This is a genomic window from Flavobacterium sp. 28YEA47A (assembly GCF_041262125.1).
GTDB lineage: Bacteria > Bacteroidota > Bacteroidia > Flavobacteriales > Flavobacteriaceae > Flavobacterium.
The window spans coordinates 39,805-57,226 of the sequence record NZ_JBGCCI010000004.1 but is presented as its reverse complement, the minus strand read 5'-3'; the positions used below and the strand labels follow the sequence as shown (position 1 = coordinate 57,226).

General features: G+C 35.9%; 14 protein-coding genes and 1 riboswitch. Of the genes, 12 read left to right on the top strand and 2 right to left on the bottom strand.

Translation table 11 applies throughout. The features are described from left to right. Positions 1-49 precede the first annotated feature (49 nt). Positions 50-1,300, bottom strand: a complete 1,251-nt coding sequence (gene metK, locus ABH942_RS06645) for a methionine adenosyltransferase (protein ID WP_370030377.1) — start codon at positions 1,298-1,300, stop codon at positions 50-52. 451 nt (positions 1,301-1,751) lie between these two features. On the opposite strand from metK, the gene ABH942_RS06640 reads away from it, so the two are divergent. From ABH942_RS06640 to ABH942_RS06595, 10 genes are all read left to right on the top strand, one after another. After that, positions 1,752-2,669, top strand: a complete 918-nt coding sequence (locus tag ABH942_RS06640) for a choice-of-anchor J domain-containing protein (protein WP_370030375.1) — start codon at positions 1,752-1,754, stop codon at positions 2,667-2,669. Between the two features lie 492 nt (positions 2,670-3,161). After that, positions 3,162-3,584, top strand: coding sequence for an OsmC family protein (locus ABH942_RS06635; protein ID WP_370030373.1), 423 nt, complete (start codon positions 3,162-3,164; stop codon positions 3,582-3,584). 99 nt (positions 3,585-3,683) lie between these two features. Then, the gene (locus ABH942_RS06630; RefSeq protein WP_370030371.1) at positions 3,684-4,208 is read left to right on the top strand and encodes a hypothetical protein; all 525 of its coding nucleotides are present in this window, start codon (positions 3,684-3,686) and stop codon (positions 4,206-4,208) included. A gap of 65 nt (positions 4,209-4,273) precedes the next feature. Next, positions 4,274-4,377: riboswitch (SAM riboswitch) on the top strand. A 164-nt stretch (positions 4,378-4,541) separates the two neighbouring features. Further along, a complete protein-coding gene (locus ABH942_RS06625) occupies positions 4,542-5,540 on the top strand; it encodes a homocysteine S-methyltransferase family protein (protein WP_370030369.1) in 999 nt (332 codons plus the stop codon). Positions 5,541-5,560: 20 nt separating this feature from the next. Next, positions 5,561-8,245: a methionine synthase gene (gene metH / locus ABH942_RS06620; RefSeq protein WP_370030367.1), complete on the top strand. Its 2,685-nt coding sequence runs from the start codon at positions 5,561-5,563 to the stop codon at positions 8,243-8,245. A 103-nt stretch (positions 8,246-8,348) separates the two neighbouring features. Then, complete coding sequence (gene metF, locus ABH942_RS06615) at positions 8,349-9,305, top strand: methylenetetrahydrofolate reductase [NAD(P)H] (protein WP_370030365.1); 957 nt, start codon at positions 8,349-8,351, stop codon at positions 9,303-9,305. 58 nt (positions 9,306-9,363) lie between these two features. Continuing rightward, a complete protein-coding gene (locus ABH942_RS06610) occupies positions 9,364-11,145 on the top strand; it encodes an RDD family protein (protein WP_370030363.1) in 1,782 nt (593 codons plus the stop codon). Then, positions 11,146-12,246, top strand: coding sequence for an acyloxyacyl hydrolase (locus ABH942_RS06605; RefSeq protein ID WP_370030361.1), 1,101 nt, complete (start codon positions 11,146-11,148; stop codon positions 12,244-12,246). Between the two features lie 17 nt (positions 12,247-12,263). Continuing rightward, positions 12,264-13,355: an acyloxyacyl hydrolase gene (locus ABH942_RS06600; RefSeq protein ID WP_370030359.1), complete on the top strand. Its 1,092-nt coding sequence runs from the start codon at positions 12,264-12,266 to the stop codon at positions 13,353-13,355. Between the two features lie 20 nt (positions 13,356-13,375). Continuing rightward, the gene (locus tag ABH942_RS06595) at positions 13,376-14,128 is read left to right on the top strand and encodes a head GIN domain-containing protein (RefSeq protein ID WP_370030357.1); all 753 of its coding nucleotides are present in this window, start codon (positions 13,376-13,378) and stop codon (positions 14,126-14,128) included. Between the two features lie 5 nt (positions 14,129-14,133). Here the strand turns inward: ABH942_RS06595 and gldA are convergent, their stop codons facing one another. Continuing rightward, positions 14,134-15,030: a gliding motility-associated ABC transporter ATP-binding subunit GldA gene (gene gldA / locus ABH942_RS06590; protein WP_370030355.1), complete on the bottom strand. Its 897-nt coding sequence runs from the start codon at positions 15,028-15,030 to the stop codon at positions 14,134-14,136. 344 nt (positions 15,031-15,374) lie between these two features. Between gldA and ABH942_RS06585 the strand changes: the two genes are divergently transcribed. Then, on the top strand, positions 15,375-16,205 hold the full coding sequence (locus ABH942_RS06585; protein WP_370030353.1) for a prephenate dehydratase: 831 nt from the start codon (positions 15,375-15,377) through the stop codon (positions 16,203-16,205). 11 nt (positions 16,206-16,216) lie between these two features. Further along, positions 16,217-17,401 carry a pyridoxal phosphate-dependent aminotransferase gene (locus ABH942_RS06580; protein ID WP_370030351.1) on the top strand — a complete coding sequence of 395 codons (1,185 nt, stop codon included), beginning with the start codon at positions 16,217-16,219 and terminating at the stop codon, positions 17,399-17,401. The last annotated feature ends 21 nt before the right edge of the window (positions 17,402-17,422 follow it).

Below are 17,422 nucleotides of genomic sequence, written 5' to 3'. Positions count from 1 at the left end.
ATAAAAAACCATCCTGAAAAGGATGGTTTTTTTATACCTGGGCTAATGGTTATATTCCAAAAGCGGCTTTTACTTTATCAACAAAGTCAAGTTTTTCCCATGTAAATAGTTCCACTGTAACTGTTTTCTCTTCTCCGTTTGGAGTTTTGAAAGTTTTAGTTACGGTTTCTGGTTTTCTTCCCATGTGTCCGTAAGCGGCAGTTTCACTATAAATAGGATTTCTCAACTTTAATCTTTGTTCGATGAAATATGGTCTCATGTCAAAAAGCTCTTCTACTTTTTTAGCAATCTCTCCATCTGAAAGATTTAGCTTTGAAGTGCCGTAAGTATTGATATAGATACCCATTGGCTTAGCTACACCAATAGCATAAGAAACTTGTACTAAAATTTCTTCTGCCACTCCTGCCGCTACTAAGTTTTTAGCAATATGACGTGTTGCATAAGCAGCACTTCGGTCTACTTTACTCGGGTCTTTTCCAGAAAAAGCACCACCACCGTGAGCGCCTTTTCCACCGTAAGTATCAACAATAATTTTTCTTCCTGTCAATCCTGTATCACCGTGTGGACCACCAATCACAAACTTTCCGGTTGGATTGATATGGTATTGAATTGTATCATTGAACAAATGCGCATAATGCGGGTTGTTTTTGATAATTCTTGGGATTAAGATTTCGATCAGGTCTTTTTTGATTTTAGCAAGCATATTTGCCTCGTTATCAAAATCATCATGCTGAGTAGAAATTACAATAGCATCAATACGGACAGGCTTGTTGTTGTCATCATATTCCAAAGTAACTTGCGACTTGGCATCCGGGCGAAGGTATTTGATTTCGTTATTTTCGCGACGCAGAACGGCTAGTTCTTGCAATAATTTGTGAGAAAGATTCAAGGCCAGAGGCATAAAATCATCTGTTTCATTTGTTGCATAACCAAACATCATTCCTTGATCACCAGCACCTTGATCTTCTTTGCTGGCGCGGTCAACACCTTGATTAATATCTTGAGATTGCTCGTGAATAGCAGACAATACACCGCAAGAATTTGCTTCAAACATATACTCGCTTTTTGTGTATCCAATTTTTTTGATGACATCACGGGCTATTTGCTGTACATCTAAGTATGTTTTTGATTTAACTTCTCCCGCCAGAATAACCTGTCCAGTAGTAACCAAAGTTTCACAAGCAACTTTTGAATCGGCATCAAAAGCCAAAAAATTATCGATTAGTGCGTCTGAAATTTGGTCAGCAATTTTATCTGGATGTCCCTCACTCACAGATTCTGACGTAAATAAATAAGCCATATTTTTTTATGTTTTTAGGAATCGGAAAAATTGCAGGGAAAGGCTAAAGAAGGGCTTCTGCTTTAGCATTTTTATGATGCTTAATCGTTAAGCATCAGAGGTTGCAATCAGTACAAATTTTTCCTCTTCTCGATTTTGATTGCAAAGGTATAAAAGCATATTTAATTGACAAAACAGTTAAGCAGTAAACAATAAGCTAATTTTTTCATAATGATTTAAATCTCTGAGTTTAATACAGGAATTTATTTTTGTGTATAATAACTAAATGTTGTGAAATGAACATTTTTTTGTTATATTGCACAGGTATTAACTAAACTTTTATAGAGAATCTTTTGCTTGCAAGAGGCTAAACAATGGAAATTTATACTTAAAAAAAGTCTGCTTTTTTAAGTGGGCTTTTTTATTTCCAATGCTTAAAGTGAACTTTAATTTAATTTTAATTAATACATTTATGAAAAAAACGTTACTTTCTTTTTTGTTTTTATCTTCAATGGGTTTAAGTGCCCAAGTCACAATTTTTGAAGATGGTTTTGAATCTTATACTAACTTTGCCATTGCAAATATTGGTTCCTGGACACAGATAGATGTTGATCAGGCTCCAACCTATGGGATTGAAGTAGGTACACCTCCAGTTTCTGTAGAATTTGCCAATTCCGGATACACAGGTTCTTTTATTATTTTTAATAGAAATGCTACAAATCCTGTTGTTAATGAAGCATGGGCAGCTCGTACCGGTGAAAAAGTAATAGCCTGTTTTAATGCTATAGTCGATCCTCAGTTAGAATTCCAGGGACCTAATAATGATTGGTTGATTTCTCCACGAATTCAACTTGGAGCTACAGGAAATATTTTGACTTTTTGGGCAAAATCAGCTGCTGCAAATTATCCAAATGAACGTTTCAAAGTAGGAGTTTCAACAACAGGAACAGCTGCTGCAAATTTCACGGTTATTTCAACAGGAAACTATGTGCAAACTACTGCAACATGGACACAATACACTTATAATTTGGATGCATATGCAGGACAGAATGTATATCTATCGATTAATTGTATATCCAACGACCAGTTCGCTTTATTGATAGATGATTACAAGGTTACTGCAACAACATTGTCAACAAATGACTTCTTAGCAAATAACTTCTCAATCTATCCAAATCCAACAACAGGAATTGTTAATGTGACTAGCAAGAATAATACAGCTATCAATTCGATTCAAGTTACCGATTTAAATGGAAGAGTAGTAAAAACTCTGGCTACGGATGGTGCTCTTGAAACTCAGGTTAATATTGCTGACCTAACAACCGGAATGTATTTCTTAAATGTTCAGACAGATTCCGGTTCTGGATCTTCTAAAATTATAAAAAACTAATTTACAGTAGTTTATATTGTTAAAAAATCCGCTTTTAAAAGCGGATTTTTTTTGTTCCAAAATAAAATAAATGTTAAATTTTTATTTTAGGTATTGTCAATTCAAAAATAGTTCTGAAGTTTGTACCATCAAAAAGAAATAAAAATGAGAACTATTATTTGTCATACGTACTGTAAGATGTGGAAAATTTCCGCAGAGGGTACCATTGCCAAATTTTAAGTTTATTTAAAATATATAGCAAAAAGCCTCTGTTGAATACAGGGGCTTTTTTTTTGAAAAAAAATCTTTCGAGAAATACAAAATAAAAAAATGAATACAATAACAACGATTTTCTGTAAAAAGCATATGTGGATGTATTGCCGCCTTAAACTCCATTGCCAAAAGCGAACGACATAATCTCTTTATATATTCAAGTGATAAGTCCTTTTGGTAAGCCGTCCAAAAGGACTTTTTTATTTAAATCTCAATTATAAATCAAAAAAAAATAAAAATATGAAAGCAATAAATGTTTTAGGATACTCAAGAAATAATGAGCAATTCGTAGTAAAGACACAGAATTCTGATGTCAGAATAAGCAGGAACGAAAAATTTCCTGAATTGGAAGGGCCAAGCCCATTCGAATATATCCTTGCAGGATTTGCAGGATGCGTAAATGCTGTCAGCCAACAAGTAGCTGCTGAATTAGGCATAAACCTGAAATCGTTACAAGTAGAAATAACAGGAGAAGCAAGCCTTGAAGAAAGAGTAGGTTTCAATAAAATCGAAATCGTACTGAAGCCCACAACAGATGCTTCACTTCAAGTGCTGCAGAAATGGTTACAATTAGTACAGCAAAAAAGTCCGGTTTATGACAATCTGGTCAATTCCACGCCGGTCGAGCTGATTTTATACAAAGAATATAATTATGCGGCATAAAGCCATATTTGTTTAGTTTGTTTTATTTGTTTGTTTGTTGAAAGACTGCTTTTGATTGCCAGTCAAAAGCAGTTCTTTTAATTAAAAATCTTCAGAACCATGTCCGTTAAAAAAATAAATATCATACTCTTTGGAATAGAAGAGATAGGAAGTTCCCTGATAAATGAAATACTTTCCAATCAGGAACAGCTTCTTGAAAACAGGAATCTCGATTTGAGATTGCCCGTAATTACAAACGCCACTGTCGCTTTTTTTGAAAAGCCAACAGTAAGAAATTCCTGGGAGGCCAATTTCATTCAATTTGCTGTTCCTTTCAGAGTGGAAGACATCATCAGTTTTGTCCAGGAAAATGAATTCGAAAATCTTATCGCTGTTGATACGTCAAACACAGAAGATATTCTTCCAGACTATTTCGATCTGCTCCAGAACGATTTTGACATCATTAGTGCCAATCCGGGAGTGCAAGAGTTTTCGGCAGATTTCAAAATGGCGCTAAATAATAGCATAAAAAAAACCGAAAAAGATTTTGTCTTTATAAACTCAAATGAGAAGAACCTTTCCCAAAAATTAGTTGAACAAATCCTAAGGATTGCAGCCAAGCAAAATTTCCGCATAGCGGTATAATTTCCATAAGCTATTGCAAAAACCAAACATATTGCATTACTTTGCAGTGTTCTTAAAAATATTGATTGTTATCACGAAAGGCGGAGGGATTAGACCCGGCGAAGCCTTAGCAACCCTTTAAAATTTAAAGAAGGTGCTACATTCTACCATATAAATGGATAGATAACACACGGAAAAACCTCAATTTTTCCTCTCTTTTCCTCTGACAACATCTCGATAGTATTTTTCAACCATTCATGGCCAGGAATTGTTTTTCCTATACCATGCATTTTTGAAAAATACTCTGGACTTTTAGATTCATCAGAATCTTGAACAATCTAATAGTATTAAAAAATGTCAGGCATACACAAAGCTATCAAAGAAAGAATTCTCATCCTTGACGGAGCAATGGGAACCATGCTCCAACGGTATAATTTTTCAGAAGAAGATTTCCGAGGTGAAAGATTTAAAGATTTTCCTCATCCATTAAAAGGAAATAATGATCTCCTTTCATTAACACAGCCAAAAGCAATACAAGAAGTCCACCGCCAATATTTTGAAGCCGGTGCTGATATTGTTGAAACCAATACATTTTCAGGAACTACAATTGGTATGTCCGATTATCATCTGGAAGAACTGGTTTATGAATTAAACTTTGAATCGGCTAGGCTGGCTAAGGAAGTTGCAGATGAATTCACAGCAAAAAATCCTGATAAGCCACGTTTTGTAGCAGGTTCTATAGGCCCGACGAACAGAACTGCAAGCATGTCGCCAGATGTTAATGATCCTGGTTTCCGTGCAGTAACCTTTGATGAATTGCGCATTGCCTATAAGCAGCAGGTCGAAGCCCTGATTGATGGCGGTTCGGATATACTATTGGTTGAGACCATATTTGACACACTGAATGCAAAAGCAGCATTGTTTGCAATCGAAGAAGTCAAAGAAGAAAGAAAATTGGATATTCCGGTCATGGTTTCGGGTACTATAACAGATGCTTCGGGCAGAACGCTGTCTGGGCAGACTGTGGAAGCATTCCTTATCTCGATTTCTCATATTCCGTTGTTGAGCGTAGGATTTAATTGTGCTTTGGGAGCAGACCAATTGAAGCCTTATCTGCAACGACTTTCACATAATACCACATTTAATGTTTCAGCACATCCTAATGCAGGCCTGCCAAACGCTTTTGGACAATATGACCAGACTGCGGGAGAGATGCAGAATCTGATTCGGGAATATCTTGAAGATAATCTTATTAATATAATTGGAGGATGTTGCGGAACAACACCTGAACATATTCGCCTCATTGCAGAAGTGGCAAAAGAGTATTCACCCAGAATTGTAGAACCGGTTTAGACTGTAGTAAAAAGAGAAAAATGGCAGATGTCGATTGTAAAAAATATTTAAAATTATCAGGTCTTGAACCTTTAATTATAACGCCCGAAAGCATTTTTGTAAATGTAGGAGAACGCACCAATGTTACCGGTTCCCGAAAATTTCTACGCCTTATAAAAGAAGAAAAATATGAAGAAGCACTGGATATCGCCAGAGCACAGGTAGAAGGAGGAGCGCAGATCATTGATATTAATATGGACGAAGGAATGCTTGACGGCGTTCGTGCGATGACCATTTTTCTGAATTTGATCGCTTCCGAACCTGATATTTCTCGAGTTCCGGTTATGATTGACAGCTCAAAATGGGAAATTATTGAAGCTGGCTTAAAAGTAGCACAAGGAAAAAGTGTTGTCAATTCCATCAGCTTAAAAGAAGGAGAAGAGAATTTTATCCGCCAGGCAAAACTGATAAAGAAATATGGCGCTGCGATTATTGTCATGGCTTTTGATGAAATAGGGCAGGCAGATACTTATGAAAGAAGAATAGAAATCTGCAAACGTTCCTATGATGTTTTAGTCGATAAGGTTGGTTTTCCGGCAGAGGATATCATTTTTGACCCGAATATTTTTCCCGTTGCGACAGGAATGGAAGAACATCGTCAAAATGCAGTTGATTTCTTCAGGGCTACTAAATGGATTAAGGAAAATCTTCCATACGCAAGTGTCAGCGGTGGTGTAAGCAATGTTTCGTTCTCTTTCCGAGGTAACGACAGGGTTCGTGAAGCTATGCATTCCGCATTTTTATACCATGCTGTCAATCATGGTATGACTATGGGAATTGTAAATCCGGAAATGCTGGAAATCTACGACCAGATTCCTAAAGATTTGCTGGAGCATGTTGAAGACGTGCTGCTTGATAGAAGAGAAGATGCCACAGAAAGACTTTTGGCATTTGCTGAAAATATAAAAGGAGATACCAAAGAAGTCTCAGAAAAACAATCACAAGAATGGCGTTTGCTTCCGCTTCAAGATAGGCTGACACATGCTTTAGTGAGAGGAGTAGATGAATTTATCGATGCTGATATAGAAGAAGCCAGACAATTGGCAACAAAGCCTATTGAGGTTATAGAAATCAACCTGATGACAGGAATGAATGTAGTAGGAGATTTATTTGGAAGCGGAAAAATGTTTCTGCCACAAGTAGTAAAATCAGCGCGTGTCATGAAAAAAGCAGTTGCCTATCTGCTGCCATATATTGAAGCCGAAAAAGATGGAGCTTCCAGTTCTGCCGGAAAAGTTTTGATGGCAACCGTGAAAGGCGATGTACATGATATTGGTAAAAATATCGTGGCAGTAGTTTTGGCTTGCAATAATTACGAGATTATCGACTTGGGCGTTATGGTTCCGCCTGAAAAAATTATTCAAACAGCAATTGAGGAAAAAGTAGACATTATCGGGCTAAGCGGATTGATTACGCCTTCTCTTGATGAAATGGTCTATCTGGCAAAACAGATGGATAAGCAAAATGTCAAAATTCCGATAATGATTGGTGGAGCAACAACTTCAAGAGCACATACAGCTGTTAAGATTGCCCCAGAATACAGTGAAACAGTCGTGCATGTAAACGATGCTTCGCGTGCTGTTACCGTTGCAGGAAATCTTATAAATAAAAATACCAACCAGGAATATTTCAAAAGTCTTCGGACAGAATATGACGAGCTTCGTGAAGGTTATCTGAGCAGAAGCCGAGATAAAAATTTCTTAAACATAACAGAAGCGAGAAAAAACAAACTGCAACTGGACTGGACTAATTTTAATCCGAAAAAGCCAAATAGGATTGGAACAAAAGTTATCAACGTAAAACTAAATGAATTGGTCGATTATATCGATTGGACGCCATTTTTCAGAACATGGGACTTGCATGGCAAATTTCCCGACATACTAAAAGATGAAATTGTTGGCGAACAGGCGAAAGTCTTATTTGCCGATGCTCAGGACATGCTACGGCAGATTATACAGGAAAACTGGCTGGAAGCAAAAGGAATTTATGGAATTTTTCCAGCGAACCAAATCAATGACGATGATATTGAATTGCGAAATGAAAACGGTGAATATCTGCAAACTTTCCTGACTTTGAGGCAACAGTCTGCCAAGACAAAAGGAGCGCCAAATATTGCGTTGTCTGATTTTATAGCTCCAAAAGATTCGGGAATTATAGATTATATGGGTGCTTTTTGCGTAACAACTGGTTTTGGAGTGGATGAAAAAGCAGCTGAATTTGAAAAAAATCTCGATGATTATAATTCCATTATGGTTAAAGCTCTGGGTGATCGTTTTGCTGAAGCGTTTGCCGAATATTTACATGAAAAAATCAGAAAAGAAATCTGGGGATATGCTTCTGATGAAGTGTTAAGCAATGAAGCCCTGATTAAAGAAGAATATAAAGGAATCCGCCCGGCACCTGGTTACCCTGCTTGCCCGGATCATTTGGAAAAACCGACAATCTGGAAATTATTAAATGTAGAGCAAAATATAGGCGTAACCTTAACGGAAAGTATGGCGATGTGGCCGGCTTCTTCTGTTTCCGGATATTATTTCGGACACCCTGAAAGTAAATATTTCGGACTGGGAAAAATTAAAAAAGATCAGGTCGAAGACTATGCAAAACGCAGGAATGTCCCATACGAATATGCCGAAAAATGGTTGAACCCAAACATTGCAGATTAATTAGTCGTAAAGTCATCAAGTCATCAAGTCGCAAAGTCGTCAAGTCAAAAATCTGAAATCCAAGATCATAAATCATAGATCGGAAATCAAAAATCAAAAACAAATGAAAGTAACCGAACATATAGAAAAAGCCAATGGCAAATCGCTTTTTTCCTTTGAAATATTGCCACCGTTAAAAGGACAAAACATACAGTCAATTTTTGATAGTATCGATCCGCTAATGGAATTCAAGCCGCCTTTTATTGACGTGACGTATCATCGCGAAGAATATGAATACAAAGAATTGCCTAGCGGCCTACTGGAAAAAAAGATCGTAAAGAAACGTCCGGGAACAGTCGGTATTTGTTCGGCGATACAAAACAAATATCAGGTTGATGCAATTCCTCATATTCTTTGTGGCGGATTTACAAAAGAAGATACGGAAAATTTCTTAATTGATTTGGATTTCCTCGGAATCCAAAATGTGGTAGCCTTACGTGGTGATGCTGTAAAAAATGAAACCTATTTCAAGCCGGAAAAAGAAGGGAACCACTATGCTTCAGAACTTGTAACACAGATTACGAACCTCAATAAAGGTATTTATCTGGATGACGAATTGCAAAATTCTGCGGCTACAAATTTTTGCATAGGTGTAGCCGGTTATCCTGAAAAACATATGGAAGCGCCAAGTTTGGATAGTGATATCTATTTCCTGAAACAGAAAATAAAAAACGGAGCTTCTTATATTATTACCCAGATGTTTTTTGACAACAAAAAATTCTTCGACTTTGTTGCCAAATGCAGAAAAGAAGGAATCACGGTTCCGATCATTCCGGGACTAAAACCCATTTCAACAAAAAAACAATTGAATCTGGTACCACATCGTTTTAAAGTGGATATTCCTGATGAGCTTATTATGGCTATCGTTCGCGCTAAAGATACAGAAGCCGTAAAACAAATCGGGATAGAGTGGTGCATCAGTCAAAGCAAAGAATTAATCAAACAAGGCATACCGGTCTTACACTATTATTCTATGGGAAAATCTGAAAATATCAAAGCAATTGCAAGAGAAGTATTCTAAGCCAGGTCTTGCAAGATTGTTTTAATTGGTTATTTTTGAGTCTTATAAAAAGTATTGTATGCTACAAAAATACCTATCAGAAACAAAAATTGCTTATTTTTCTATTGTAATTGCTCTCTTGGGAATTCTTCTTCCACTGCTTACAGTTGATATTCATACCTTGCCAAAAGAAGCTGTATATACAATAGGTTTTATACAACATATTTTTCAGTCAATACATCTTACAGTTTTTAATCTGGAAGATTGGTATACGTTCCGTCTAGGAACCGGAGGAAACATGTATACATATTACAATGTACTGAATTCATTTTTTTATGTTCTGCTGATTTTAGGAGCAGTATTCTATCTGAGAAGCAAAAAGAAAGAAACACGACTCCTCCGTTTTGTTTATTCCATAATATTCATATTGAAAGTCACTACTTTTATCATTGGTGTTTTTTCTATCATTTTTATGAAAAGTGATGGGTATCCTGTGGGCGTTTTCTTATATATATTATGGTTCTTGAATTATGTTTTTTTGGCATTATATATCTATCTTTCTTTTTCTATACTCAAATACATTGAAAAGGGAAAAACACTAGAAACCATTGAAAGAACCTATGAAACGCATACCAGTGTTAATTTGGTTGAGTCAGGACGTTGGAGAAGATTTTTCCACCTGATTATGGATGATTTTATCATGATTCTTGTCTTTTCAGCCTCATTCGAATTCATTGCAAGAACTGCAAAAATACAACCTTTTGTAGCTGCTTTAGAGAATGGATTGGGTGAGAGAGGAGCCTTTATTGTAATCGTTGCTGTTTTTAGGGTATTCTATTATGCCATTTTTGAGTCAGTTTTAGGAGTGACAGTTGCAAAAACACTTTCAGAAACCAGAGTTACAGATGAAGAAGGAAATAAACCACCAGTGAGTTCAATACTAAAAAGAACATTTTTAAGATTGGTTCCATTTGAAGCACTTACTTTTTTTACGTCTTTAGGACTTCATGACAGATGGTCGGAAACCTATGTGATTAAAGAAAAGAGAACAGGAGTTAACGGAGCATGGTATCTCTTAATCGTTCCTATTACAATTATAGTAGGATTGCTGATAGCCTTTGGAATTTATAAATATGATTCCATACAGGCCGAAAGAAAAGCGCAAGCTGTTGCCCAACAAAATAAAGAGATTTTTGCTGACAAGCTGAAAAACCTATCCACAAATGATTTTATACATCTGGAATCGTTGGAATATTCGTATTCAGATATTTACTTGAAAACGGAAGAAATAAAACCAGACGGGATAGTATTCGCTATTTTGGATGCCAAAAAAGATTATTCGCATATAAAAATAAATGGCAAAATTCTCAATGAATATAACGTGCCAAACTTTCTGGAAAAGATATACGCTATTGAAAAAGAAAGTGCAAAAAGAGTTACAATTTCCAGAAGCCGGCTCCAAAAGGCAATGGAATTAAATTCAACATATAACTATTCCAATCAGGATACAACTGGTGCTTTAAATATTGGCGATTGGCAAAAATATTCTATAAAAGATATTGAGACCTATTTTATGCCACGATTAGTTGTCCTTGACGGCTATTCAACCGACGACAAAATGAAAAATGTTATATTGGCAAACGATGGCTGGAAAGCAGAATTGATAAAGGTTACAAACGCACAATTATATTCCGGACAGCAATTGCCAATGCCTTTATACAAACAGGCACAGGCCATGATTAGTGTTCCAAATGAAAATTTTAAATTTCAGGTCAAAATAAAAGATACCTTAGGCAGAATGTTTTCTTATGAAATATCCAAAGAAAAAGAACTAGAAGCCATAATTAAAAGAACAGAGTAAGTGCTTAAGAGATTATATTTTTTTATTCTTTTTATTCCTGTCGCCGTTTTTTCCCAGGAAATAAATGGAAAATACACTGTTGACGCCAATTATTTTTATGGAAACATTTTACCACATAATAATACTATTAAACACCTGATTACGGAACATCCCGAAGGTATTCTGATAAGCTTTAACAGAAAGACATTTGGCGATAAAGAATGGGAGTCGGAATATAATTTCCCGGATTATGGAGCTTCTTTTCATTATGAAAACACAAAAAATCCCATTTTAGGAGATTTGTATGGGCTATATGCACACTACAATTTTTATTTTTTGAATAGGAACCTGATGTTTCGAGTTGGAGAAGGAATTGCCTATATTACTAATCCCTATGATAAGGAGACCAATTTCAGGAACCTGGCTTATGGAACCCGATGGATGACGTCTACTTATCTGATGCTGAATTACCACAAAGAAAATATTTATAAAAACATAGGTTTGCAGGCGGGTATCAGTTTTTTTCATCATTCCAACTCCAACATGGCCTCGCCAAATACCAGTACAAATACATTGGCAGTAAACCTTGGTGTTAATTATTCTTTTGAAAAAAGCGAAAAATTGCAGCGACAGGCCAAAATATTTGATACGATTCCAAATTATAAAGAGCCTATCCGATATAATATTGCGTTTCGTTCCGGATTCAATGAAAGTGATATTATTGGAAGCGGGAAGTTTCCGTTTTATGTTGTATCGGCATATGCTGACAAACGCCTTTCAAGAAAAAGTGCGGTCCAGTTTGGAGCCGATTTTTTTATGATGAAATACCTCGAAGAATATATCAGATATAAATCTGTTGCCTATCCAAACGAACATGTTGATCCTGATACAGATTATCGAAGAATAGGTGTTTTTATAGGACACGAACTTTTTATCAATAAACTTTCTCTCGAAGCACAGGCAGGATATTATGTATATGCTCCGTTTGGTTTTTTAGGTCCGTTTTACCAAAGAATCGGTATGAAATATTATTTTAGCAAAACTATTTTTACGTCATTGACATTAAAAACTCACGCTGCAAAGGCAGAAGCTATGGAAATAGGTGTCGGTATAAGGCTATGATACATTTTTACAACTACATGAAGAACAATTTTTTTTACCTGCTTTGCCTATTGCCAATACTATGTTTCTCACAAGAGCAAAACAGCAGATATTCACTTGATGTCAATAGTTTTTATGGCAGAATTTTAAAACATTCAGAAGAAATCTCGCAATTCACACACAGAAATCCGGATGGTATTTTTTTAAGTCTTAACAGGAAAACCTATGGAGAAAAACAATGGCAATCGCTCTATAATTATCCGGATTATGGTCTTACGTTCCAATATCAAAATATGAAATATGATGCTTTGGGACACTTTTATGGTTTGTATGGTCATTATAATTTCTATTTTTTTAAAAGAAATCTGATGTTCAGAATTGCACAGGGTGTTGCTTATAATACGAATCCGTTTGATGCAAAGACCAATCCTGAAAATCAGGCTTACGGAACGCACTGGATGCCTGCCACCTATCTTATGCTGAACTACAAAAAGGAAAATATCTGGAATGGATTTGGTGTCCAGGCAGGTATGTCTTTTTTTCACCATTCCAATGCAAATTTGCGAAGTCCCAATAAGAGTACGAATACCTTGGCTTTTAACGTTGGCGCGATTTATGATTTTGAAAGTAAAGAACCACTTCACTATATTGAACATAAAGATTCTGTCAGATTCACGGAACCCATACGCTATAATTTGGTTTTCAGAACCGGTTTTAATGAAAGCGATCTGGTAGGAAGCGGCCAATATCCGTTTTATGTGTTTTCTGCCTACGCTGATAAGAGACTAAACAGAAAAAGTGCCATCCATATAGGAGCGGAACTTTTTATCTATAAATATTTAAAAGAAACTGTAAAACGGATTGCTGCAGATCCAAATCAGAACGTTAGCCCCGATACAGATTATAAAAAGGCAGGAATATTTGTAGGACATGAACTTTTTGTCAACAGGCTCTCTCTTGAAACGCAGTTTGGATATTATGCCTATGCTCCGTTGGATTATTTACCTCCAATTTATCAGAGATTGGGACTTAAATACTATTTTGCAGATGAAATTTTCATGGGTGTCGCTTTAAAAACACATGCTGCAAAAGCAGAAGCGTTGGAATTTGCACTCGGAGTTCGCTTGTAAAATGAAAAACAAATACAATCATGATGGAAGCAAAAATGATCAAAAGAATAATTATCCTGTTTTCGATAGCTTTATTGTCATGCGATTCAGAAAATGCAAATGATTGTTTTCAGACTTCTGGCACTCCAACTACCAAAGAATTTAGTGTTGATGATTTTAAGAAAATCAACATATCTGAAGGGATTGAATTAATTATAAAACAAGGCTCTGAAAAAAAAATAGTTGTAAAAACAGGAAAAAATCTCATTGATGGAATTACGGCTGACGTACAGGGAGGAGAACTTTTCCTTCGAAATTCCAACGGCTGTAATTGGATTCGCGATTATAATACGACTCAGGTCTATGTGACAACACCCACATTGATAAATGTATATTCTTCGTCACAGTTTGGAGTAAAATCCGATGGTGTTTTGAATTTTCCTTCCCTCAGTTTGCAATCCGGAATGTTTAATGATACGGCTTCCGGCACTTTTGAGCTTCAGGTAAATTGTAACCAACTAACAATAGAAGACAATAAGGCTTCCTATTTTGCTGTTTCAGGGACCGCTCAGGCTTTATATGTTGGCTTTTATAATGGCAATGCCAGGTTTGAAGGTTCAAATCTGACGATAAAAGAAGTCAATGTGTTCCAGCGAAGCTCCAACGACATCATCGTAAAACCTACAGATAAAATTTCAGGCACAATATACAGTACTGGCAATGTCGTTTTAAAAAATGTACCATCTGTAATTGAAGTTACGCAACTCTATCGAGGGCGTTTAGTATATCCGTAAGAATATTATTTCTTAGTAACGTCTCTGAAAATAGTTTCCAGATTTTTGCTCTTTAGGTTAAGTTGTAACGTTTTTAATCCGTTATCATGAGCGAAATCAAAAATTGCTGGACGCATATCTTTTGAAGTCGAAAATGTAAGTTCCCAGGTAGTATCGTGCGTATTGGTTAAAGCGGTTAAGTTTGGCAACGATTTCAAAAGCAGCTCTTCTACCGGATGGTCAAATTCAACCTCAATAACCTGCTCTTCTTCATTTTTAAGATTCGTCAGTTTTTTATCGGTAACAATTTTTCCGTGGTTGATGATTATCACGCGGTCGCAGATTGCTTCCACTTCCTGCATAATATGTGTAGACAAGAAAACAGTTTTGTCTTTTCCTATGTTTTTAATCAGCTCCCTGATTTCTACCAATTGGTTTGGATCAAGTCCTGTAGTTGGTTCGTCTAAAATCAAAACATCGGGATTGTGAAGCAAGGCTGTGGCCAGTCCAACACGTTGGCGGTATCCTTTTGACAGCTGTCCTATTTTTTTGTGGCTTTCAGGAGTCAGTCCGGTCATCGTAATAACCTCTTCAATTCTTGATTTGGCTACTTTATATACATCAGCGTTAAAAGCCAGGTATTCCCTAACATATAAATCAAGATACAAAGGATTGTGCTCCGGAAGGTAACCCACAGATTTTTGTACTTCCTTTTGAGCTGTAGCAACATCATTTCCATTTACGGAAGCTTTGCCTTCATCGGCAGTAATAAAAGTGGTAAGGATTTTCATCAATGTTGATTTTCCGGCACCGTTTGGTCCCAGAAAGCCTACAATCTCACCTTTTTGGATAGAAAAGGAAATACTATCCAAAGCTTTTTGATCTCCGTAATTTTTTGAAATGGAAGTGACTTCGATTGACATGGTTCTTGATTTTGAACAAAAGTAATAAAATGAATAATTAAAACGCATATATGGTATTCGAATTGCATAACAAGAAAATTAATCTCCTATTATCGGATTACGAAAACGTTATAGCTGAAATTTTTCTTAAAAAAAGTATCGGTTTATAAAATCGTAAGACAAAATTTTCTACTTTAGCCGAATAGCAAAACAAAAAAAATGCAAAACAACCGTTTTTATTTTAGCAATTCTTTTTATTTCTGGAAACAGAAACGGGATTGTTGTGTTGTTATGTAAATAGAAATTATTTAAAATCAATATATAGTAATCCCGATGCAAATCGGGATTTTTTTTTGCCTAAACTTATGGAAACAAAAATTGCAATCCAGGGAATCCGTGGCTCATTCCACCATCAAGTGGCTAAAGAATATTTCAGTGAAAATTTCGAACTGGATGAATGTATGTCGTTTGATGCTTTGGTAAACAGCCTGGTAGAAAACAAAACCCAGCAAGCCGTCATGGCTTTAGAAAACTCGATTGCAGGCTCAATCATACCTAATTATGCTTTGATTGACAGAAATGATCTTCACATTATAGGTGAACACTATCTGAATATCAATATGAATCTGATGGTATTAAAAGGCCAGAAAATAGAAGATATAAAAGAAGTTCATTCGCACCCAATCGCTTTGTTGCAGTGTAGAGAATTTTTTAAAAAATATCCTCATATAAAGTTAGTAGAAAGTGCAGATACGGCAGAAACTGCACATCGAATTCAAGAAAATCAATTGAAGAAAATTGCTGCTGTAGCAAGTCCGATTGCCGCAGAAATGTTTGGACTGGATATTTTGGCTTCGGGGATCCATACCATAAAAAGTAATAAGACCCGATTTGTGATCTTAAAAACACAGAACAAAGTTTTGCCAAAATCAGAAATCAATAAAGCCTCGATAAAATTTGAACTGGACGATACGCCAGGCAGTCTGGCAACAATTTTAAACGTAATGAATAATTGCAAATTGAACCTGACAAAAATCCAATCGATGCCCATTATAGAAACGCCATTTCAATACTCCTTTTTTGTTGATGTAACCTTTGAAAAGTACAAACATTATGAAAAAGCAAAATCGATTGTAGAATTGATGACCACAGATTTTAAAGTTCTAGGAGAATATAGGAGAGGAGATACAATTTAAATCGCAAAAAAATGATAGAAGAGATTTTAACCTTAGAGAAAGTAGAAAATAAAGGATTCGCTAACCGATTGACAACGGTTGAAGAATATTATTTTTCTACAAAATTGCGACAAGTCCGCCAGATGATTTCTGAAGGAAAACCGGTACTCAATATGGGAATTGGCAGCCCGGATTTAGCACCTCCTAAAAGAGCAATCGAAGCAATGGTGCAAGCCCTTGGAGATGAAAAAGCACACGAATATCAAAGCTATCAGGGATTGCCGGAATTAAGAAAAGGAATTGCGGATTTTTATAAATCTCAGTTTGATGTTGCACTGGACATAAATTCTGAAATCTTGCCTTTAATGGGTTCAAAGGAAGGAATAATGCATATCTCGTTAGCTTTTTTAAATGAAGGAGATGAGGTATTGATACCGGACCCAGGCTATCCAACTTATGTTTCGGTTACAAATCTGGTTGGAGCGCAACCTGTTTTTTATAACCTTAAGGAAAAGAATGAATGGATGCCGGATTTTGAAGCATTAGAAAAAAAAGACTTGTCTAAAGTCAAGCTGATGTGGATTAACTATCCTCATATGCCTACAGGAACGAATGGAAATCTGGAGCTGTTTGAAAGATTGGTTGCTTTTGCAAAAAGACACCAGATTATTTTGGTTAATGATAATCCATACAGTTTTGTGCTGAATGATAACCCGATTTCAATTTTCCAGATAGAAGGAGCCAAAGAGATTGCTTTAGAACTAAACTCTTTAAGCAAAACTTTTAATATGTCTGGCTGGCGAATAGGAATGGTTTCCGGAAAACAGGAATTCATCGAAGCCATTTTGAAAATAAAAAGCAATATGGATAGCGGTATGTTTTATGGAATACAGAAAGGAGCAATAGAAGCCTTACAAATGGGGCAGGAATGGTTTGATTCTCAAAATAAGATATACAAAAGAAGAAGAGAACTGATTTTCCAATTGGCTGAAAAGCTAAACTGTACATTTAATAAAGATGCTGTCGGAATGTTTGTATGGGCAAAATTGCCATTTGAAATTGTATCATCTGAAGAATTTATCGATGCGTTTTTAATTGAAAAAAACATTTTCCTTACACCAGGAACCATCTTTGGAAGAAATGGAGAAGGCTACATACGATTTTCATTATGTATCAAAGAAGAAAAAATTCAGGAAGCAATTGATAGGCTGGACTGATAGCTTAAAAAATAAAATAAC